10 protein-coding genes are annotated in these 22252 nt (G+C 61.2%); 6 read left to right on the forward strand and 4 right to left on the reverse strand.

The window, feature by feature from the left end:
* The first annotated feature begins 275 nt into the window (after nucleotides 1-275).
* The 3 genes from PH547_RS11270 to PH547_RS11280 all read left to right on the forward strand — a co-directional run bounded on the left by PH547_RS11270 (nucleotide 276) and on the right by PH547_RS11280 (nucleotide 11533).
* Nucleotides 276-8786, forward strand: a complete 8511-nt coding sequence (locus PH547_RS11270; protein ID WP_104824843.1) for a glycoside hydrolase family 94 protein — start codon at nucleotides 276-278, stop codon at nucleotides 8784-8786.
* A gap of 92 nt (nucleotides 8787-8878) precedes the next feature.
* Nucleotides 8879-10093: an OpgC family protein gene (locus tag PH547_RS11275; RefSeq protein WP_104824842.1), complete on the forward strand. Its 1215-nt coding sequence runs from the start codon at nucleotides 8879-8881 to the stop codon at nucleotides 10091-10093.
* A 348-nt stretch (nucleotides 10094-10441) separates the two neighbouring features.
* On the forward strand, nucleotides 10442-11533 hold the full coding sequence (locus PH547_RS11280; protein WP_104824841.1) for a porin: 1092 nt from the start codon (nucleotides 10442-10444) through the stop codon (nucleotides 11531-11533).
* Between the two features lie 291 nt (nucleotides 11534-11824).
* Here PH547_RS11280 and PH547_RS11285 read toward each other — a convergent pair whose 3' ends face one another.
* Entirely contained in the window at nucleotides 11825-13594 is a 1770-nt protein-coding gene (locus PH547_RS11285) for a glucan ABC transporter ATP-binding protein/ permease (protein WP_104825274.1), read from the reverse strand.
* 370 nt (nucleotides 13595-13964) lie between these two features.
* Here PH547_RS11285 and PH547_RS11290 point away from each other — a divergent pair, with 370 nt between their 5' ends.
* The 3 genes from PH547_RS11290 to aidB all read left to right on the forward strand — a co-directional run bounded on the left by PH547_RS11290 (nucleotide 13965) and on the right by aidB (nucleotide 19179).
* Nucleotides 13965-14705, forward strand: coding sequence for a helix-turn-helix transcriptional regulator (locus PH547_RS11290; RefSeq protein WP_104824840.1), 741 nt, complete (start codon nucleotides 13965-13967; stop codon nucleotides 14703-14705).
* 116 nt (nucleotides 14706-14821) lie between these two features.
* On the forward strand, nucleotides 14822-18283 hold the full coding sequence (gene pyc / locus PH547_RS11295) for a pyruvate carboxylase (RefSeq protein WP_104824839.1): 3462 nt from the start codon (nucleotides 14822-14824) through the stop codon (nucleotides 18281-18283).
* 74 nt (nucleotides 18284-18357) lie between these two features.
* Nucleotides 18358-19179: an AidB family quorum-quenching N-acyl homoserine lactonase gene (aidB, locus tag PH547_RS11300; RefSeq protein WP_285168274.1), complete on the forward strand. Its 822-nt coding sequence runs from the start codon at nucleotides 18358-18360 to the stop codon at nucleotides 19177-19179.
* 52 nt (nucleotides 19180-19231) lie between these two features.
* Here aidB and PH547_RS11305 read toward each other — a convergent pair whose 3' ends face one another.
* From PH547_RS11305 to PH547_RS11315, 3 genes are all read right to left on the reverse strand, one after another.
* Nucleotides 19232-20479: an MFS transporter gene (locus PH547_RS11305; RefSeq protein ID WP_283048094.1), complete on the reverse strand. Its 1248-nt coding sequence runs from the start codon at nucleotides 20477-20479 to the stop codon at nucleotides 19232-19234.
* Nucleotides 20480-20740: 261 nt separating this feature from the next.
* Nucleotides 20741-21502: an amino acid ABC transporter ATP-binding protein gene (locus tag PH547_RS11310; protein ID WP_285168275.1), complete on the reverse strand. Its 762-nt coding sequence runs from the start codon at nucleotides 21500-21502 to the stop codon at nucleotides 20741-20743.
* The gene (locus PH547_RS11315) at nucleotides 21499-22179 is read right to left on the reverse strand and encodes an amino acid ABC transporter permease (RefSeq protein WP_104825273.1); all 681 of its coding nucleotides are present in this window, start codon (nucleotides 22177-22179) and stop codon (nucleotides 21499-21501) included. Before PH547_RS11315 ends, PH547_RS11310 begins: the two co-directional genes overlap by 4 nt.
* Between the last annotated feature and the right edge of the window lie 73 nt (nucleotides 22180-22252).

The following is a 22252-nucleotide window of genomic DNA, read 5'->3' on the forward strand; positions in this document are numbered from 1 at the left end:
CACGTGCAGACTGCTGCCGGAACCATCCGGTCGCGTCTCAAGTTTCACGGAAGCCTGTTTCGAATGATGGCGCAAAATTGCCATGATCCTGACGAAGAGGCCGTGAAAATCTTCGCCTGAATACGTTTGTTCTAAGCCGCCACTTCGAATTCATCCCCTTCGCGCGCCGGGAAGCGAAGCAAAGGGTCCAAATGCATGAATAGTCGTGTGGGGCAGGACAAAAACGGTAAAGGCGACAATGCCTGTCACTCTGTTTGGACCCAGAACCCGAATCCATGACGTCTCAAAACCTCTCCACTGTTCCGCCGCGCGATTCTGAAGCCAAGCAGATCGATCATAACGATTCGATCCGTGCCACCTATTTCTCCAACGATCAGATCCGGGAATGCGGTTCGATCTTCGCCCGCAACGGCGCTGCGACGAAGCTGCCGGGCTTTGCGCCCTTCGATTTCTTCGACCGGCACAAGGAGAACGAAAAAGAGATCCTGCGCGTCTATCGTTCGGCCAATGCCGACGTCGATGCCGGTGAATCGATCACGCCTGCGGCCGAATGGCTGCTCGACAACCACTACATCATCGAAGAGGCGATCCAGGAAGTCCGCCGCGATTTCCCGAAGAAGTACTACGATCAACTGCAGAAGATCACCATAGACGGCATGGTGATGCCGCGCACGCTGGCGCTTGCCTGGCTCTATGTCGCTCACACGCACAGCACCGTATCCAACCAGGGTCTCTTGGCACTTGTCGAAGGCTTCCAGTCGCACGACATGCTGAAGATCGGTGAGCTCTGGGCGGTTCCGTCGCTGGTGCGCTATGTGCTCGTTGACAATCTGCGTCGCATCTCCAGCCGCGTCGAGCAGAGCCGCCTGACGCGCAAGAAGGCCAATGCCGCGGTCGATGAGCTGATTCGCCTCAATGACGACGCCAAGGTCACCGAGTTCCTGAGGACGCTCGAGCCCTATACGTCCGACAATACCTTCGCCACGCAGTTCCTCTATCGTCTGCGCGACGGCTCGCACACTTCGGGCCTCGCCGTCACCTGGCTGGAACGGCGTCTGACGGAAGCCGGCACCGATGCCGAAACCGTCATGATGGCCGAGCACAACCGCCTGTCGTCCGGCAATGTGACGATGGGCAACATCATCAAAAGCCTGCGGCTGATCGACGATACCGACTGGTCGGGCTGGGTCGAGGAGGTCAGCGCAGTCGACAAGCTGCTCTGGGACGAGACCGATTACGCAAAGCTCGATCCTGGCTCGCGCAACAGCTATCGCCGCGCCATTGAGAAGCTAGCACGCCGCTCCGACAAGACGGAAATGGAGATAGCCCAGGTCGCCATGGCCATGACCGAAGCGGCCAAGGCCTCGGGCGAGCCGCAGCCGCATGAGCCCAATATCGGCGATTTCATCGTCGGCCAGCAGATCGAGAAGCTGGAAAAGGCGATCGGCTTCCGCCCGAAGCTGTCGCAGCGTTTCGTCCGCCAGTGGCGCAAGTTCAACTGGCTGGCGATCGCCGCCCCCGTTCTCCTGATCACCGTCATCGCTCTCTGGATCGTCGGTTATTTCATGATCCAGGCTGGCATGGGCTGGGCTGAAACCATCATCCTGCTGTTGATGTTCTCGCTGCCGGCATCCGAAGGCGCCACCGGCCTGTTCAACTTCGTGGTCACCATGTACCTCACGCCGGCGCGTCTCGTCGGCTATGAGTTCAAGGAGGGCATTCCGGAAGAGGCTCGTACACTGGTCGTCGTGCCGACTTTGATCGGTAATCGCGACAGCGTCGACGAACTGGTGCGCAACATCGAGGTCCATTATCTCGCCAATCCGCTTGGCGAAGTCTATTACGCGCTTCTGAGCGACTGGCCGGACAGCAAGGAAGAAGAGAGCGAACGCGATCTGGAGATTCTGGATTACGCCCGCCGCGAAGTCGCCAATCTCTCGGCCCGCTATGCCGAGGACGGCAAGCAGCGCTTCTATCTGCTGCATCGCCGCCGTCTTTACAATCCGGCCGAAGGCGCCTGGATGGGCTGGGAGCGCAAGCGCGGCAAGCTGCACGAGCTGAACCTGCTGCTGCGCGGCGACCGCGACACGACCTTCCTGCCCGGCGCCAATACCGTGCCGAAGAACGTGCAATACGTCATGACGCTCGATTCCGACACGCGCCTGGTGCGCGACACGGTCACGAAGCTCGTCGGAAAGCTGCATCATCCGACCAACCGCCCGGTCTTCGATCCTGAGACCAAGCGGGTCGTGCGTGGTTACGGCGTGCTGCAGCCGCGCGTCACCCCGTCGCTGACGACGGGCAAGGACGCCTCGGTGTTCCAGCGCGTCTTCTCCGTCAATCGCGGTCTCGACCCCTATGTCTTCGCCGTCTCCGACGTCTATCAGGACTTAGTCGAGGAAGGCACCTTCACCGGCAAGGGCCTCTATCATGTCGACGCCTTCGAGGCTTCGCTGAAGGGCAAGATCGAGGAAAACGCGGTTCTCAGCCACGATTTGCTCGAAGGCTCGATGGCGCGCTGTGCCCTCGTCACCGACTGCGAACTCGTCGAGGATTTCCCGATCCGCTACGAAGTTGAAGTCTCGCGCCAGCATCGCTGGGCTCGCGGCGACTGGCAGTTGCTTCCCTATCTCTTCAATCCGAAGCGCGGCGTCACCGGCCTCGGCCGCTGGAAGATGATGGACAATCTGCGCCGCTCGCTGACGCCGATCGCCTGGTTCTTCGCCTCCGTTCTCGGCTGGTATTTCATGGGGCCGTTCGCCGCCCTGATCTGGCAGATCCTCTTGATCTTCTGCCTGTTCGTGGCGCCGACACTGTCGCTGATCAACGGCATCATTCCGCGCACCAGCGATATCGTTGCCCGGGCCCATCTCTATACGGTCTGGTCGGATATCCGCGCCGCCAATGCGCAGGTCGCGCTGCGTATCGTCTTCATCGCCGACGGCGCCTGCATCATGGCCGACGCCATCGGCCGCTCGCTCTACCGTGCCTTCGTCAGCCGTAAGCTGATGCTGCAGTGGCGCACGGCGGCCAGCGCCCAGGCCGCGGCGCAGACGACGATCCTCGGCCACTACCGCGTCATGTGGCATGCACCGGTGCTGGCGCTGCTGGCATTGGCTTTCGCATCTCTTTCCGGCGACAATGCCTTCTTCGTCGGCATCCCCTTCGCGCTGCTGTGGATTCTGTCGCCGGCGATCGCCTGGTATGTCAGCCAGACGGCGGAAACCGAAGACAAGCTCGAAGTGCCGGAAGGCGTCTCCGCCGAGCTGCGCAAGATCGCGCGGCGCACCTGGCGTTATTTCGACACCTTCGTGGTCGAGCAGCAAAACCACCTGCCGCCGGACAATGTGCAGCAGACGCCGCATGCGGTGGTCGCTTCGCGGACTTCGCCGACCAATATCGGCGTCTACCTGCTCTCCGTGATCTCGGCCCGCAATTTCGGTTGGATTTCCTTCGAAGAAACCATTGATCGCATGGAAAAGACCATGGCGACCGTCGAGAAGCTCGAGAAATTCCGCGGGCATCTCTGCAACTGGTATCATACGGACACGCTGAAGCCGATGGGCGCGCGCTATGTCTCGGCGGTCGACAGCGGTAACTTCGCCGGTCACCTGATCGCCGTGTCGTCGGCCTGCCGCATCTGGGCGGAAGCGCCCTCCGCGCATATGCAGGGCAATCTAGACGGCATCGGCGATGTCGCCGGCATTCTCGGTGAAATGCTCGCCGAACTGCCGGATGACCGCAAGACCGTTCGTCCGCTGCGTCATCGTCTGGAAGAGCGCATCATCGGCTTCCGGAACGCGCTGGCCGCCGTCAAGCGCGAGCACGAGTTCGCCTCGATCCGCATCATCAACCTGTCGGTCCTGGCGCATGATATTCAGAAGCTCGCCGCCAACCTCGACCATGAGGTCAAGTCGCAGCAGAGCGGCGAGGTGCTCACCTGGTCGGAATCGCTGGTGAAGGTCTGCGAAGGCCATATTGCCGACAGCGTCTTCGATCTCGCCAATGTCGATGCGCTGCGCCAGCGTCTGGCAAAGCTGCGCGACCGCATGCGCGATACTGCTTTCGGTATGGAATTCGCCTTCCTCTACCGTCCGGAACGGCGCCTGCTTTCTATCGGCTTCCGTGTTGAAACCAACGAACTCGATGCCGCCTGCTACGACTTGCTGGCATCCGAAGCGCGTCTTACCAGCCTCTTCGCCATCGCCAAGGGCGATCTGCCGACGGAGCATTGGTATCGCCTCGGCCGCCAGGTCGTGCCGATCGGCTCGCGGGGTGCTCTGGTTTCCTGGTCCGGCTCGATGTTCGAATATCTGATGCCGCCGCTCGTCATGCAGGAGCGTCAGGGTGGTATCCTCAACCAGACCAACAATCTGATTGTTCAGGAGCAGATGAATTATGCCAAGCGCCTCGGCGCCGGCATCCCCTGGGGCATTTCGGAAGCGGCCTTCAACGCCCGCGACCACTACATGCACTACCAGTACACCAACTTCGGCGTGCCTTCGCTCGGCCTGAAGCGCGGTCTCGGCCAGAATGCGGTCATCGCGCCCTATGCTTCGATTCTGGCCAGCCAGTATCGTCCGGAAGCGGCGCTCGAAAACCTGCAGAAGCTGCGCAAGGTCGGCGCGCTCGGCACCTATGGCTTCCACGACGCCGTCGATTTCACGCCGACCCGCGTTCCCGAGGGCAAGAAGTGCGCGGTGGTCTACAACTACTATGCCCACCATCACGGCATGTCGATTGCGGCTATTGCCAACGTCGCCTTCAACGGACGCCTGCGTGAGCTGTTCCATGCCGATCCGGTGATCGAAGCGGCCGAGTTGCTGCTGCAGGAAAAGGCGCCGCGCGATATCCCTGTCATGGCCGCAAAGCACGAGAGCGACCAGCCGGCCAATATCCAGGAAGACATGCTGCGTCCGGAAATCCGCAAAATTGCCGATCCGGCGACGCACGATCGCGAACTCGCCTTCCTGTCCAACGGCCATTACGCCGTCATGCTGACGGCGACCGGCGCCGGCTACTCACGCTGGAATGGCTTGTCGGTCTCGCGCTGGCGGCCCGATCCGACGGAAGATCGCTGGGGCACCTTCATCTTCCTGCGCGATACCGCATCCGGCCAATGGTGGTCGGCCACATCAGAGCCGCGTAGCGTCGAAGGCGAAAAGGTCAAAGTCACCTTCAGCGATGAAAAGGCGGAGTACAGCAAGACCATTGGTGATCTCACCAGCGATGTCGAATGCATCGTCGCAACCGAACACGATGCCGAGGGCCGCCGTGTGACGCTGCTCAACATGGGCGCGGAGGATCGCTTCATTGAAGTGACCTCCTATCTCGAGCCGGCAATCGCCAGCGACGATGTCGATTCGGGCCATCCGGTCTTTGCGCGCATGTTCGTGCGCACCGAGATCGGCAGCACCGGCGACGTGATCCGCGCCGAGCGCAACAAGCGCGATTACAATGAGCCTGACATGTCGATCGCCCATCTGGTCGTCGACAATGCCGGCACCGAGCGCCCGACGGAATTCGAGACAGACCGCCGCAAGTTCCTCGGCCGTGGCCGGACGCTCGCGGAAGCCGCCGCTTTCGATCCGGGCGCAACTCTGTCCGGCACGGACGGCTTCACCATGGACGCCTGCTTGTCGCTGCGTCGCGTCGTGCGCGTGCCGGCCGGCAAGAAGGTCAGCGTGATCTTCTGGACGATCGCCGCACCGAGCCGCGAGGATGTCGACAAGGCGGTCGATCGCTACCGCAATCCCGATACCTTCGGCATCGAGCTCACGCAGGCCTGGACGCGCACGCAGATGCAGATGCGCCATGTCGGCGTCACCTCGCAGCAGGCCGCAGCCTTCCAGAAGCTTGCCCGCTATCTCGTCTATCCGGACATGCATCTGCGTGCCGACAGCGCCACCGTTCAGGCCGGCCTGCATTCGCAGTCCGCACTTTGGCCGGTGACGATCTCGGGTGATTTCCCGATCTTCACCCTGCGCATCAACGACGATATCGACCTCGAAATCGCGCGGGAAGCGCTGAGTGCCGCGGAATATCTGCGTTCACGCGGCATCAATGCCGATCTGGTGATCGTCAATGAGCGGGCCGTAGACCAAGCCCAGGACATGCAACGTGAGCTCGACAAGCTCGTCGAGCATATTCGCCACAATCAGGGCGAGGGCCTGCGCCAGAATATCTTCTCGGTTCGCAAGGATCTGATCGAGCAGGAGACCTACCAGCAGATTCTTGCTGCCTCGCGCGTGATCTTCCATGCACGTAACGGCAAGCTTGTTGATCAAATCGCCCGTGCGGCGACGCTGTTCGGTTCGGCGCAGTCCGATGGGCCGGCGCCGGTCAATCGCCTTGCCGTACCGATGGTGCCGCAGAAATCCGTCTTTGCAGCCGGTGAACTGGAAGCACAGGACGACCTCGACTTCTGGAACGGCTATGGCGGCTTTGCCGACAATGGCCGCGAATATGTCGTCCGGCTCGCCGGCGGCCAGTCGACGCCGCATCCGTGGATCAACGTCATCTCCAACGAGCGTTTCGGCTTCCATGTGCCTGCTGAAGGCGGCGGTTTCACCTGGAGCCACAATTCGCGCGACTATCAGTTGACCCCATGGACCAACGACATGGTCATCAACCGTCCGGGCGAGGCGCTTTATGTGACCGATCTCGACAGCAATACGGTGATGACCCCCTATGCGGCCCTGTCGCGCAATCCGAAGGTCCAGTATGAGGCCCGCCACGGTCTCGGCTATTCGGTGTTCTCGAGCGAACAGAGCGGCATAGCGCTGGAGCTGACGCAAACGATCGATCGCGAACGCCCGGTCAAGCTTTTCCGCCTGCGCATCCGCAATACGGGCGAGGGTAGCCGCCGGCTGCGGCTCTACAATTATGCGGAATGGGTGCTCGGCATCAATCCGCACAAGACACGGCCGTTCATCCTGTCGTCGGTGGATGAGGAAACCGGCGCGCTGTTTGCCAACAATCCCTACAGCATCGATTATTCCAAGCGTATCGCCTTCATGGCGGCGAGCGAGGCGCATTCGAGCTTCTCGGCCAGCCGCCGCGAATTCATCGGCCGTTACGGCACGGTGCAGATGCCGGAAGCCGTCGTTTCCGGCGCTGCCCTTTCCAATTCCACCGATCTCGACGGCGATCCCTGCGCGGCGCTCGCCTTCGATCTGACGGTCGGAGCCGGCGAACAGAAGGATATCTGCTTCTATATGGGCGATACCGCTTCGATCGAAGAGGCGCGCGCATTGGTGGCCGACATCCGCAATGCCGATTTCGAGGCTGTGCTTTCGGCCAGCCGCGGCTTCTGGGATAACTTCACCGGCCGTCTGCAGATCTCGACGCCGGACAAGGCGATGAACAACCTGATCAATGCCTGGCTGCCCTATCAGAGCCTCGGCTGCCGGATCATGGCCCGCACTGCCTTCTATCAGGCTTCCGGCGCCTTCGGTTTCCGCGACCAGTTGCAGGATACGCTGGCCTTCCTGATGCATGCGCCGGAGCTTGCCCGCAAGCAGATCCTGAATGCGGCGCAACGCCAGTTCCGCGAAGGCGATGTGCAGCATTGGTGGCTGCCGGGCAGCGGGGCCGGCGTGCGCACGAGTATCTCGGACGATGTCGTCTGGCTCGCCTATGCCATCAACCAGTATTGCACGGTGACCGGCGACAAGTCGCTTCTCGATGAAGAACTCGCCTTCGTCGAAGGTGCGGCCCTTATGCCTGGTACGCACGATGCCTTCTACCAGCCGACCGTGTCGCAGGATAAGGTCAGCGTCTATCAGCATGCGGCCTTGGCGCTCGATCTGGCGATCAAGCGCAAGGGCGGCAACGGCCTGCCGCTGATCCTCGGCGGCGACTGGAACGACGGCATGAACCGGGTCGGCATTCAGGGCCGTGGCGAAAGCGTCTGGCTTGGCTGGTTCCTGGCCGGCACGCTCACCGCTTTCCTGCCCTATGCGGAAGCGCGGGGCGACCGGGAGCGTGTCGAACGCTGGACCAAGCATCTGCCGGAACTGCGCAAGGCGCTGGAAACGGCGGGCTGGGATGGCGGCCACTATCGCCGCGGCTATTTCGACGATGGCAGCCCGCTCGGCTCGGACGAGAATTTCGAATGCCAGATCGATTCGATCGCGCAGTCCTGGAACATCTTGTCCGGCGAAGGCGACCGCGAGCGCGGCGAGAAGGCGATGAATGCCGTTCTCGAAAAGCTAGTCGACGATGATAACCGCATCATCCGGCTGTTCACGCCGCCCTTCTCCAAGTCGGCGCGCGATCCGGGCTACATCAAGTCCTATCCGCCGGGCGTGCGCGAAAACGGCGGCCAGTATACCCATGCCGCGACCTGGGTGGTCATGGCACTGGCAGAGATGAATCGCGGCGACGATGCCTGGCGTTGCTTCGAACTGCTCAATCCCGTGAACCATGCACGAAATCGTGATGAGGCCGATACCTACCGCGTGGAGCCCTATGTCATTGCCGCCGACGTCTACGGCGAGGGGCAATTGACCGGCCGCGGCGGCTGGACCTGGTATACGGGCTCGGCCGGATGGCTTTATCGCGTGGCAATTGAGGGAATTCTCGGCATTCGCGTCAAAAATGGCCATCTCTACGTCAAGCCGGCGCTGCCGTCGAAGTGGGATGGCTTTGCGGCGGACCTCGATCTGCCGAGCGGAAAATACCGCATTTCCGTCTCAAAAGCGCCCGATGCTAAGGGATACTTGGTGTCTGTGAATGACAGGGCGATCGCCCATCCCGAAGAGGGCTATCCGATCGGACAGTAGCGCTTTCCTGCACTGTTTCGCTTCAACGATCGGGGCCAAAGGGGGAACTCTTTGGCCCCGATCGCATTTGGTTGTCGGAACAGGAGAGGTCCATGAATTCCAGGGCAAATATCGACGTGGCCTCGGCAACGCGAATCACCTTGCCGAAGGCGACGACGCAGCGGGATACGAGACTGGATGTTCTGAGGGCTTTGGCCCTGATCACGATCTTCATCAATCATGTGCCCGGTCAGTTCCTCGAGCGGCTGACCACCAAGAATTTCGGTTTCTCCGACGGGGCGGAAGCCTTCGTGCTGATCTCCGGCATCTCCGTCGGTCTTGCCTATGGCACGCGGTTCAAGCCGGGCAACCGGCTTTCAACTGCCTTAAAGGCGGTCAAGCGCGCTTTCACGCTTTATACCGCGCATATGATCACCACTTTCATCACGCTGGTGCTGTTCATTTCCGGCGCATGGGTATTCCGCCAGGCGGGCCTGCTCTGCGAGGTGAACATCCTTGCCGTGCTGATGGATCCGGCTCGCGGCATTCCGGCCCTGCTGTTGCTCGGCCACCAGATCGGCTACAACAACATCCTGCCGATGTATGGCGCCTTGTTCCTGATGCTGCCGCTGATGTTGGTGCTAGAGGCGCGAAGCCCGCTGCTTTTGCTTTTGGTTTCCGGCAGCGTCTGGCTGGTCGCTGGCATCTATCAGATGGCGCCGCACACGACGTTGCTGGATGGTTTCTGGTTCCTCAATCCGCTGTCCTGGCAGTTCCTGTTCGTCATCGGCTTCGTTGCCGTCATGCATGTGAAGCGCGGCGGCCGGATATCCTATAATCCGGCCCTGTTTGCGCTGTCGCTCGCCTATGTCGTGCTGTCCTTCATCTGGGTCACCGACAAGCTCTGGGTGCTGGGCGATCATCTTGCTGCGTTTGGTCTCCCGACGGTCGTCACCGGTTTCGACAAGACATTTCTGTCGCTGCCGCGCTTGCTACATGTGCTGGCGCTCGCCTATCTCATCATCACTGTGCCGTCCGTTTCGCGCTTGCTGCGTCGGTCCGCCGATCATCCGTTGACGATCCTTGGACGGCATTCCCTCAGCATTTTCGTTGCGGGCACGATCCTCGCCATGGCCGGCCAGGTCATCCTCTACGTTACCGACAAGGATCCGGCCGTTGGCGGCGCCTATGTGCTCGTCGGGATCGCCGCACAGTTCGCCTATGCCTATTATCTCGAGCATAAGCGGCAGGATGCAGTCAGCCGCCCGTCCCTTGCGACGTCCATAGCGACGATTCCACTGCCGGTGCGAACCGAAAAGCGCCGATAGTCGGCTCTGCGGCCATCGGCTACCACAACACGTAATCCATTGAATTATATTCCCAATTCGTTTTGCGACACTTGTGTGAACGAAGTGTGACGTGATTTTTCTGCAACGCAATGACAATCCAGTGCGTTGCAGCAAAGATTCCATTGCTCGAAATCTTGTTGTGCAAAATTGAATTGCCTACATCGGGACCGTGACGGCGCTCGGGGAGTGCCGCCACCCCGGCGCTATACGCGTCCCAACGACGGGCGCGGCGCATTCGTGGGGATTGTCAAAACGGGAATGGGGTAGGGAACGTCGATTTTTCGGCGCGATAGCTCATGCCCAATCGATACTGGATTGGAGTAATCTATGAATATCAGAAGTCTTCTTCTCGGTTCGGCCGCTGCTCTGGCTGCCGTTTCGGGAGCACAGGCGGCTGACGCCATCGTGGCCGCCGAGCCGGAGCCGCTTGAATATGTTCGCATCTGCGACGCCTTTGGCGCCGGTTACTTCTTCATTCCCGGCACGGAAACCTGCCTGAAGATCGGCGGCCGCGTCCGCACCGAAGGCGAATGGTACGATGCCTACAACGCCAACAGCAAGAACGGTACGCTTTGGCATACTCGCGCCGAGCTCAGCATCGACACGGCGAGCGATACCGAATACGGCCCGCTGAAGACCAACACCGTCTACCGTTGGGATTGGCAGGAAGGCAACTCCACGAGCACGAAGCTGCTTTGGGCCAATATCAGCCTCGCCGGCTTCACCGTCGGTAAGCTCGACTCGCAGTACAACCTCTTCATGGGCTATGCCGGCAACGTCATCAACGACGACGTCGTCTATGACGGCCCGAAGGAACTCAACCAGTTCACCTACAAATATGATGCCGGCAACGGCTTCACGGCAGTGATCTCGCTGGAAGATTCCAACTCGTCGGCCGACACCTCGTCCTACGGCGGCGCATGGCGCACCGGCAAGGCCGATCATTATGCTCCTGACGTTGTTGCCGGCGCCGGCTACAAGGCCGGTGCATGGACCCTCCGGGTCATCGGCGGCTATGACTCGATCGTCGAAGAAGGCGCCATCAAGGCTCGCATCGACGCCGATTTCGGCGACTTCAAGGCCTTCCTGATGGGCGGCTGGAACACGGATGGCGACAAGCTGAACAAGTATGCCGGTTCTTACCTCAACAGCAACCGCTCAGCCTGCCCGACCAATGGCGCGGATTGCGGCTGGGGCGACTGGGCCTTCTGGACGGGCGCCAGCTACCAGTTGACGCCGAAGCTGCAGGCCAATGCTCAAGTCGCTTACACCGACTCGAAGATCCTCGCCGCCACCGCCAACGTTGCCTGGCGTCCGGTCAAGGACCTGCTGATCGAGCCGGAAGTCTCCTACACGGATTGGGACGCTGCCGACAAGGATCAGTGGGCCGGCGTGCTCCGCTTCGAACGCAAGTTCTGATCTGATCCCGGTTTGACGCCAGTCGCAACCGGTTTGACGTCGGCCGTGACTCCAGCTTGACGCCAAAACCGATTTGACCTCCGATCAGAGAAGGAGAAAGGCCCGGGTTCCCTGCCGGGCCTTTCTTGTTTTTGGTTTAGTTGCCGTATTCGAAGGGGATGTTTCTTGCGAGGGGCCAGGCACAGGGCTGCGGCGTCATCGTGCTTGCCTGATAAACTCCGCGCTGTCGGCAACAAAAAAGCCGGAAGAGCATCGCTCTCCCGGCCTCGATCTTTAAGCCCTTTGCAAATATCAGGCGGCTTCGTTTTCCGTGGTATGTGCCTTCCGGACTTCGTCGTCCGTTAGGATACCGCTGGCGCGAAGCAGGGCGGCGAAGCGGCCGTTGCTCTGGCTGAGCTCGTTGAAGCTGCCGTTTTCGATCACGCGGCCATTGTCGAGGAAGAGGACGATATCGGCCTCGCGCACCGTCGACAGGCGGTGGGCGATGATGAAGGTCGTGCGGTTCTGGCGCAGATTGTCGATCGCCGCCTTGACCCGGTTCTCGGTCTCCACGTCGAGCGCGCTGGTCGCTTCGTCGAGCACGAGGATCGGCGCGTCCTTCAGGATGGCGCGGGCGATAGCGATACGCTGGCGCTCGCCGCCGGAGAGCTTGTTGCCGCGCTCGCCAACCCGGGTCTCGTAACCGCTCTCGCGATTTTCGATGAAGTCGTTGGCGGCAGCCGCTTGGGCGGCGCGGACCATCTCCTCTTCGGTCGCGCCTTCGCGGCCGAGACGGATGTTGTCGCTGATCGAGCGGTTCAGCAGGCCGGCATCCTGGAAGACGGTGGCGATGTAGCGGCGCAGCGACTTGCGTGTCACCTTGGTGATGTCGTTGCCGTCGACGAGGATCTGGCCGTCCTGCGGGTCGAAGACGCGCTGCAGCAGGTTGACCAGCGTCGTCTTGCCGGCGCCGGTCGGGCCGACGATGGCGACCGTCTGGCCGGCCTTCACCGTGAAGTTGATGTTGTGCAGGCCCTGCGACGTATTGCCGAAGCCGAAGGATACGTTGCGGAACTCGACTTCGCCCTTGACGTCCTTGATTTCGGCAAGGCCGGCCGGCTCTTCACGGTCGCGCACGGAATCTTCCAGCGTGTAGAAGTCTTCCAGCTTGGCACGTGCTTCGAAGATCTGGTTGGCAAAGTTGCGGAGCTGCTCCAGGCGGCCGATCAGCACGTTGGCGAAGGCGATAAAGGTGATGAGCGCGCCGAGGCTCAGGCTGCCGTCTTGGACGAGCACCGTACCGATCATCAGGATCGCCATCATCGCGACGGTCGAGGCCGTGCGGTTCAGCGCGCCGGCGAGCGCCCACCAGTCGAGAACCGGATACTGCGCGGCGAGCAGTCGTTCGGTGAAGGACTTCAGCGCCCTGGTTTCGGCTTCGATGCGGTTGTAGCTATGCAGCACGGAAACGTTGCTGATGCTGTCGCTGACATGCGAGAACACCGTGTTGTAATGGCTTTCCACCGAGGTCTGGCCATCCTTCGTGCGGTTCATGACCAGACGGCCGATGATCCAGTAGAAGACGCCGAGTAGGATGAGAACGGCCGACAGGCGCAGGTCCATGGCAATGGCCGTGGGAACCATCACGACCAGTGCGACCGCCGTCGTCAGATGGTTGCGCATGAATTCGAGCCAGAGGCCGAAGAGGGCTTCGCAGGCGCGGAGCAGCGTATTCAGAGCACTCGCCGTGCCGCGCTGGCTGTGCCAGGAGAGCGGCATGGAGATGATGCGGCTAAACGCTTCGGTCAGCAGCGAGGCGCGGCGTCCATGGGCGAGACGATCCGCCTCGCGGGAAACGACGATGAAGGCGACTGCGCTGAAGACGGCGAAACCGGCCCACAGCATCATCGTCGGCGCCGCGGCCTCTTTCTTGGCAATGGCGTCGAAGATACGGCCGAACAGAACCGGCTCGTAAATAGTGGTCATCGCCAGTGCAATGTTTGCGATGACAACCATCCAGACGCGGTATCGATACGCGCCAAGATACTTCAGGGCTCTTGCATAGACTTTGAACAACGACACGTCGGGCACCCTCTGTGCATCTGCGAAAATTCGGAATGATCGGATGCTACAGATTGGTTCCTGAACCGGCGATTAACGGAATCCGACGCTGTTTTTTCAGGGTAATTTTTACCCCTTATGTCAGGGGCCGCGAGGGCACGAAATCGGCTGCCAGAGAAATGTGATAATTAAAGAATACTTTATATCATGGCATTGTCGCGCAGCGATGCGATTGCTATTCAGGGTTGATCACTAAATTTTTCGCCAATGACGTTCAATTTATTTTCGATCCGATTATGTTTGCCCGCCATCCGCCGACTCGGGAGGCAAGGCGGAACATGAAGGCGGCATCTGCTGACGAACAACCAGGCTTTCAAGCCAGGGGGTAGCTGTGAATATTCATTCCTTAATACAATTGCTTGTGGTCATTGAAGAATGCAAGCTTGCCAAGAATGTCGTGGCGGAGCTGGAACTGGTGCTGCGGTCCTACAAGTTCGATTTCTACGGTCTGCTGAAGCAGCCGCGGCCGAATGTGGACCCCACGACCCTGATGCTGGCCGGACGCTGGCCCGACAAATGGCCGCTCACCTATGTCGCCAAGAAATACCTGCTTATCGACCCCACCATCCGTTATCTCGGCCGGGCGCAGCGGCCTTTCCGCTGGCGCGATGCCATGGCGGCGCTGAAGGGTGATCCGCTGCGCCGGCGCATGGAGCAGATGATGGCCGATGCCCGCGCCCACGGGCTGATCGATGGCTATATCTTCCCCATTCATGGGCGCAGCGGCCTGCTCGGCAGCATGACCGTCGGCGGCAATGTGGTCGATCTGTCGCCCGTCGAACTCTCGCTACTCGATGCGGTGGCGAAAAAAGCCTTCTGGCGGCTTCTGGAACTGCGCGGCGAAGCGCAATCGCTGGAGCAGCCGGCTACTATCGACGTGAAGCTGACCAGGCGCGAGACCGAGGTGTTGAACCATCTGGCGGAAGGCATGACCTCCATGGAAATCAGCCGGACGCTCAAAATCTCAAATCACACCGTCGATTGGTATATGAATAGTATCCAGGACAAGCTGAACGCCAAGAACCGCCAGCATATCGTTGCCATCGCCTTCAGAAACGGGCTTATTCCGTAGTGGCAACTATTTTGATGTCGGATGTCGCAGGAGAAATTGAACTTCTTGTGACAAGAAGTTAAGAATTCTCTTCGCGGGTGCAGCATTGCCCGTTTCGATGCCGTGAGGAGACAGCATTGCCCATTTCCAAGATCCTGGTTGCCAACCGTTCCGAAATCGCCATCCGCGTATTCCGCGCCGCCAACGAGCTTGGCATAAAAACGGTGGCCATTTGGGCCGAGGAAGACAAACTCGCGCTGCACCGCTTCAAGGCGGATGAGAGTTATCAGGTCGGCCGCGGCCCGCATCTTTCGCGCGATCTCGGCCCGATCGAAAGCTATCTGTCGATCGACGAAATCATCCGCGTCGCCAAGCTGTCCGGCGCCGACGCCATCCATCCCGGCTATGGCCTTTTGTCGGAAAGCCCGGAATTCGTTGATGCGTGCGATGCCGCCGGCATCATCTTCATCGGCCCGAAAGCCGATACGATGCGCCAGCTCGGCAATAAGGTCGCAGCGCGCAATCTCGCGATTTCGGTCGGCGTGCCCGTCGTGCCGGCCACCGAGCCGTTGCCGGACGATATGAAGGAAGTCGCCAAGATGGCCGAGGAGATCGGCTATCCGGTCATGCTGAAGGCCTCCTGGGGCGGCGGCGGTCGCGGCATGCGCGTCATCCGCGCTGAGGCGGATCTCGCCAAGGAAGTGACGGAGGCCAAGCGCGAGGCGATGGCCGCCTTCGGCAAGGACGAGGTCTATCTGGAAAAGCTCGTCGAACGCGCCCGCCACGTCGAAAGCCAGATCCTTGGCGACACGCACGGCAATGTCGTGCATCTTTTCGAGCGCGACTGTTCAGTCCAGCGCCGCAACCAGAAGGTCGTCGAGCGTGCGCCGGCGCCTTATCTGACCGATGCGCAGCGCCAGGAACTGGCCGCCTATTCGCTGAAGATCGCCGAGGCGACGAATTATATCGGCGCCGGCACCGTCGAATATCTGATGGACGCCGACACCGGCAAATTCTACTTCATCGAAGTCAATCCGCGTATCCAGGTCGAGCATACCGTGACCGAAGTCGTCACCGGCATCGATATCGTCAAGGCGCAGATTCACATCCTAGACGGCTATGCGATCGGCACCGAAGAGTCCGGCGTTCCGAAACAGGAGGACATCCGTCTCAACGGTCATGCGCTGCAATGCCGCGTGACGACCGAGGATCCGGAACATAATTTCATCCCGGATTACGGCCGGATTACCGCCTATCGCTCGGCCTCCGGCTTCGGTATCCGTCTCGACGGCGGCACGTCCTATTCCGGCGCCATTATCACCCGCTACTACGATCCGCTGCTGGTGAAGGTGACGGCCTGGGCACCGAACCCGCTGGAGGCCATCGCCCGCATGGATCGCGCGTTGCGCGAATTCCGCATCCGCGGTGTGGCGACCAACCTCACCTTTCTCGAAGCGATCATCACCCATCCGAAATTCCGCGACAACAGCTATACGACGCGTTTCATCGACACGACGCCGGAGCTGTTCCAGCAGGTCAAGCGTCAGGACCGCGCCACCAAGCTCTTGACCTATCTCGCCGACGTCACCGTCAACGGCCATCCGGAAGCCCGCGGCCGACCGGCGCCGTCGCCGAAGGCGGCCGAACCGGTCTTGCCCTATAGCGACGGCAAGGTTCCGGACGGCAGCAAGCAGCGCCTGGATCAGCTTGGCCCGCAGAAGTTCGCCGAATGGATGCGCAACGAAAAGCGCGTGTTGATGACCGACACGACGATGCGCGATGGCCATCAGTCGCTGCTCGCCACTCGTATGCGCACCTTCGACATCGCCCGGGTTGCCGGCACCTATGCGCGCGCTCTGCCGCAATTGCTGTCGCTGGAATGCTGGGGCGGCGCCACCTTCGACGTTTCCATGCGCTTCCTCACCGAAGACCCGTGGGAACGCCTGTCGCTGATCCGCGAGGGCGCGCCGAACCTGCTCTTGCAGATGCTGCTGCGCGGTGCCAACGGCGTCGGCTACACCAACTATCCCGACAATGTCGTCAAATACTTTGTTCGCCAGGCGGCCAAGGGCGGCATCGATCTCTTCCGCGTCTTCGACTGCCTGAACTGGGTCGAGAACATGCGGGTGTCGATGGATGCGATTGCCGAGGAGAACAAGCTCTGCGAAGCGGCGATCTGCTATACGGGCGATATTCTCAATTCGGCCCGTCCGAAGTACGATCTGAAATATTATACCGATCTCGCCGTCGAGCTGGAAAAGGCCGGCGCGCATATCATCGCGCTGAAGGATATGGCCGGGCTTTTGAAGCCGGGTGCGGCCAAGGTCCTGTTCAAGGCGCTACGCGAGGCGACCGGCCTGCCGATCCATTTCCATACGCATGATACCTCGGGCATTGCAGCCGCAACCGTGCTGGCGGCCGTAGACGCCGGCGTCGATGCCGTCGATGCCGCGATGGATGCGCTCTCCGGCAATACCTCGCAGCCCTGCCTCGGCTCGATCGTCGAGGCCTTGAAGGGAACGGAGCGCGATCCGGGCCTCGATCCAGAATGGATCCGTCGTATCTCCTTCTATTGGGAAGCGGTGCGCCATCAGTACGCCGCCTTTGAAAGCGATCTCAAGGGACCGGCATCGGAAGTCTATCTGCACGAAATGCCGGGCGGCCAGTTCACCAATCTCAAGGAACAGGCCCGCTCGCTTGGCCTCGAGACCCGTTGGCATCAGGTGGCGCAGGCTTATGCCGACGCCAACCAGATGTTCGGCGACATCGTCAAGGTGACGCCGTCCTCGAAGGTGGTCGGCGACATGGCGCTGATGATGGTGTCCCAGGACCTGACGGTCGCCGATGTCGAAAACCCGGCCAAGGATATCGCCTTCCCGGATTCGGTCGTTTCCATGCTGAAGGGCGATCTCGGCCAGCCGCCGTCCGGATGGCCGCAAGCACTACAGAAGAAGGCACTGAAGGGCGACAAGCCCTATACCGTCCGTCCAGGTTCGCTGCTCACTGAGGCCGATCTCGATGCCGATCGTAGGGCGATCGAAACCAAGCTGGAACGCAAGGTCGACGACTTCGAATTCGCCTCCTACCTGATGTATCCGAAGGTCTTCACCGACTATGCGCTGGCGGCCGACACCTATGGCCCGGTCTCGGTGCTGCCGACGCCGGCTTACTTCTACGGTCTGAAGGAAGGCGACGAGCTGTTTGCCGAAATCGAGCGGGGCAAGACGCTCGTCATCGTCAACCAGGCGATGACGGCGACCGACGAGAAGGGCATGGTGACGGTGTTCTTCGAGCTCAACGGCCAGCCGCGGCGCATCAAGGTGCCGGACCGTGCCCATGGTGCGTCGGGCAGCGCCATCCGCCGCAAGGCCGAGACCGGCAATGCCGCCCATGTCGGCGCGCCGATGCCGGGTGTCATCTCCACTGTCTTCGTCTCGCCCGGCCAGGCGATCAAGGCCGGCGACGTGCTCGTCTCCATCGAAGCGATGAAGATGGAAACCGCGCTGCATGCGGAGAAGGACGGCACGATTTCCGAGGTGCTGGTGAAAGCCGGCGATCAGATCGACGCAAAGGATCTGCTCGTCGTATATGGCGCTTGAGCGTCCATAAAACACGGAAAGGGGGCGGCTCGTCATCCGGCCCCTTTCTGCAGCCCGCGAGCGGAGTCGCATCCATGACCGATTATTCCCTGCATGTCGGGCAATACGACGTTACTCTTCTGCACGACGGGTTATTCGAAGCGCCGGTGGATGTGTTGATCCACACGGATGGCGATGCTGCCCGGCAACATGCGATCGAAAGCTGGGGTAAGCCGACGCTTCAGGTGGATGTGAACTGCTTTCTCCTGCGCGGGCCTTCCGGTGTTCTTCTCGTCGATGCCGGGACGGGCACTTCCTGGGGGCCGAAATACGGCCATGCGCGATCGGCGTTGCATGAAGCGAGGATCGCGCCGGATGAAATCCAGAGCGTTTTACTCACCCATATTCATGGCGACCATGCGCTTGGCTTGTTCGATGGAGACAAGCCGTATTTCCCTCATGCAGACGTGTTCGTATCGGACAGTGATATCGCCTTCTTCACCGATCCCGTCGCGCGCGAGGCTATGCCGGAGGCGCGGCGCGGCGGCTTCAAGGTGGCCGAGCAACTGCAGCGCGTCTATGGCTCCCGCATAAAACGGATCGGGGCTGGCGAAGTGCTGCCAGATATAGAGGCGCATCCGCTGCCGGGCCACACGCCGGGCCACACCGGCTATCTGCTGCGCGGTGGCGACGATTCTCTCCTGATCTGGGGCGATACCTTGCATTTGGGGGATCTGCAGCCCGGCGATCCGAAGATCGGCCTAACCTATGATCTCGATCCCGAGCTGGCCGTCAGAACCCGCCGGGCTGCTCTGGAAGATGCCGTCCGCGAAGGCTGGATCGTCGCCGGCGGCCACATCACCGGCTTCGGGCGCGTGGAGCTGGTCTCCAACGGCTACAGGATTTCGCCGGTGTGAAGCATCCGCCGGCCAGTGCACTGAGCAAGCGCATCGGATAGGCTCTCTTCGCTCACAATCTCTGCTTCTCGATCAAGGCAGCCCAGACTGCCGCCAGCAGCGCGAGCACCGCGGATATCAGCATCAGAGCAAACAGGGTATGGATCGTCGCCGATTGCGCGATGAACAACCCGCCAATCGAGCCGATGAGGGCTCCGCCCGCGATCCTCATGGCGGCGGCGAGCCCCGCAGCCGTGCCGACCATATCCGCCCGGACCGACATTGCACCACTGTTGGCAGCCGGCATGGTGAGACCGTTGCCGATGCCGATGAACATGCAGGGGCCGAAGAGCGCCCAGATGTGCGTCATTCCCGACAGCGACAGGGCCAAGCCGATCGACAGGCCGATGCAGGTCAGAAGCCGCGCGATGACAAGGATCCTGCCGAGCGGGATTTTCGCGGCGTAGCGGCCAGCGAGATAGCTGCCGAGAATGAAGCCGGCGGGAACCAGGCCCATGTAGAAGCCGAGCTTGGCGCTCGATCCGCCGAGGGAATCGCCTATCGTGAGCGGGGCTCCTCCGAGGAAGATATAGAGCACGCCCATGGAGCAGGCCATGCAGAGCGTATAGGCCCAGAATCGCGCCGAACGCAAAAGCACTCCATAGGAGTCAAGGTAGTTCCTCCGTGCATCCGATAAGGGCGCTCTCGATCCCGTCAATTCACGCAGGGAGAGGAGGAAGGCGGCGATGCCGAGGATCGCGAGGACGACGAAGCTTGCGCGCCAGCCGAAAAACTCGTCCAGCGAGCCGCCGAACAGCGGCCCGAGCATGGGCGCCAGCGCCCATCCCATGGCGAGATAGCCGAATTTGCTGGCGGCCTCGCCCTCGTCGGATGTTTCCTTGATGACGACGAGAGCGACGGAATAGCACGGCCCGATGCATGCCTGCATCGAGCGAAAAACGAGAAAGGTGCCGATATCGGGCGCGAGAATGCAGCCGATCGAGGCGATGATGAAGATCGCGAGCGCCGTCAGGACCACAGGCCGGCGGCCGAACCGATCCGATATCGCTCCCCCGATGGCCTCAAGGGACGCGGTGACTATGGAAAAGCCGGCGACCGAAAGGTTCACGAGGGCGAAATCGGCGTGGAATGCTGCTGATATCTTCGGCAGCGACGGCAGGATCATGTTGACCGGCAGCACGGCAAGGGCCGAGAGCAGGATGAGGGTCGTTAGCCGCGGCTGTGCGGCGGCTTGCCCGATGGTCGTGTCTTCGATTGCTTGCGTGGCTGAATGGTCTATGCGGCTTTTGGTGCGCGTCATGGCCTTGTCCGTCGCGTGAGTGGGAAGTCGAGGGAGATCTGACGGGGCCGCTGCCCGGATTGAGGGCAATAAAAAAGGCCCCGTCAGGAGCCTGCTTACCGCGCATGGGTGCTTTCGCCGGATGGTTACACCATCCTGCCCATGCGCCTTCCTACCACTGCGAGAACGAGTGCCGTGTTCATGACACCAGAGCTAGACGGAAAGCTGTGTGCGGTCAATGCGCTTTTCCGGCGGCGCAATGGATGCCTGGCAGCCTGCCGCTCAAATATCGTAGCTGTTTCCGACATTCAGCGTCGAGATGAACCGCTTCGTGCGCTCCTGCGTCGGGGCGCTGAAGATGGCGCGGGAGGGGCCGGTTTCGACGATGTTGCCGGCCTCGAGGAAGACGACGCTGGTGGCGATTTTCGAGGCGAGGCGCAGGTCGTGCGTTGCCATCACCATGGTGGTGCCTTCATTGGCGAGCTGGCCGAGAACGTCGACAACTTCGGCGGCGAGTTCGGGGTCGAGCGCCGAGGTCGGTTCGTCGCAGAGCAGAACGCGGGGCGAGGGGGCAAGCGCGCGGGCGATCGCCACGCGCTGCTGCTGTCCGCCCGATAGCGTCGAGGGCCAGGCATCCATCTTGTGCGACATGCCGACCTTGGTCAAAAGCTCGATGGCGCGGGCGCGCGCCCTTTCGGCCGGCCAGCGCAGCACGGTGACCAAGCCTTCCATGACGTTTTCGATTGCCGTCTGATGCGGGAAGAGCTGGAAATTCTGGAAGACCATGCCGGTCTGGCGGCGGATTTTCTGAATATCCTGCCAGCCGGTTTTCTTGCCGGGCTGAAAGGTGGCCGTCTCCTCGCCGATACGGATCATGCCGGCGGTCGGGATTTCCAGAAGGTTGATGCAGCGCAGCAGCGTACTTTTGCCGCCGCCGGAAGGGCCGACCAGCGCTGTCACCGTGCCTTCCGGAATGAGCAGGCTGATGTCGCTCAAAATGACATGCTCGCCGAAGCGTTTTTCGATGTGCGACAGCTCGATCATGTCCGTGCCTCCAGCGTGCCGCCATAGCGGGCGAAACGGCGTTCGAGAGAGACCTGTAGCGTCGACAGGAAAGAACTCATCACAAGATAGATCAGGGCTGCTTCGATATAGAGGATCAGCGGCTCATAGGTCGTTGCCACAATGCGCTGCGCAGCCTGGAACAGCTCCGGCACGGTGATCGCCGCGGCAAGCGAGGTATCCTTGACAAGCGAGATGAAGGTGTTCGACAGCGGCGGCACGGCGACGCGCGCGGCCTGCGGCAGGATGGTGCGGTTCATCGCCTGCCGCCAGCTCATGCCGATCGAATAGGCTGCTTCCCACTGGCCCTTGGGCACCGAGGAGATGACGGCGCGGATGATCTCGGACGTATAGGCGCCGACGCTCAGCGTGAAGCCGATGACGGCGGCGGGGAAGGCATCGAGCAGGATGCCGAGGCTCGGCAGGCCGTAAAAGATGACGAAAAGCTGCACAAGCAGCGGCGTGCCACGGATCACCCAGACGTAGAAGCGTGCGACAGCGACGAGCGGGCGTGGGCCGAAAAGCCGCGTAACCGCAGTGAGCAGCCCGAGCAGCAGGCCGAGAACGAAGGTAATCAGGGTGAGCGGGATGGTGAAGACGAGCCCCGCCCAAAGCAGCGAGCCCAGTGATTCCCACATCAATTGCAACCAGTGCTGCACGAAGAAGCGGCCTCTCAATAGAAGAATGCGTCCGGAAAGGTTCCGGACGCATCTTTTTCACAATTTGGCGTCG

Origin of the sequence: Rhizobium cerradonense (assembly GCF_030182455.1) — a bacterium.
Taxonomy (GTDB): Bacteria; Pseudomonadota; Alphaproteobacteria; order Rhizobiales; family Rhizobiaceae; genus Rhizobium.

Bases quoted from the DNA above. Each gene is read 5' to 3' on its own strand.
- PH547_RS11270 (WP_104824843.1), top strand. From the start codon at position 276: ATGACGTCTCAAAACCTCTCCACTGTTCCGCCGCGCGATTCTGAAGCC.
- PH547_RS11275 (WP_104824842.1), top strand. From the start codon at position 8,879: ATGAATTCCAGGGCAAATATCGACGTGGCCTCGGCAACGCGAATCACC.
- PH547_RS11280 (WP_104824841.1), top strand. From the start codon at position 10,442: ATGAATATCAGAAGTCTTCTTCTCGGTTCGGCCGCTGCTCTGGCTGCC.
- aidB (WP_285168274.1), top strand. From the start codon at position 18,358: ATGACCGATTATTCCCTGCATGTCGGGCAATACGACGTTACTCTTCTG.
- PH547_RS11305 (WP_283048094.1), bottom strand. From the start codon at position 20,479: ATGACGCGCACCAAAAGCCGCATAGACCATTCAGCCACGCAAGCAATC.
- PH547_RS11310 (WP_285168275.1), bottom strand. From the start codon at position 21,502: ATGATCGAGCTGTCGCACATCGAAAAACGCTTCGGCGAGCATGTCATT.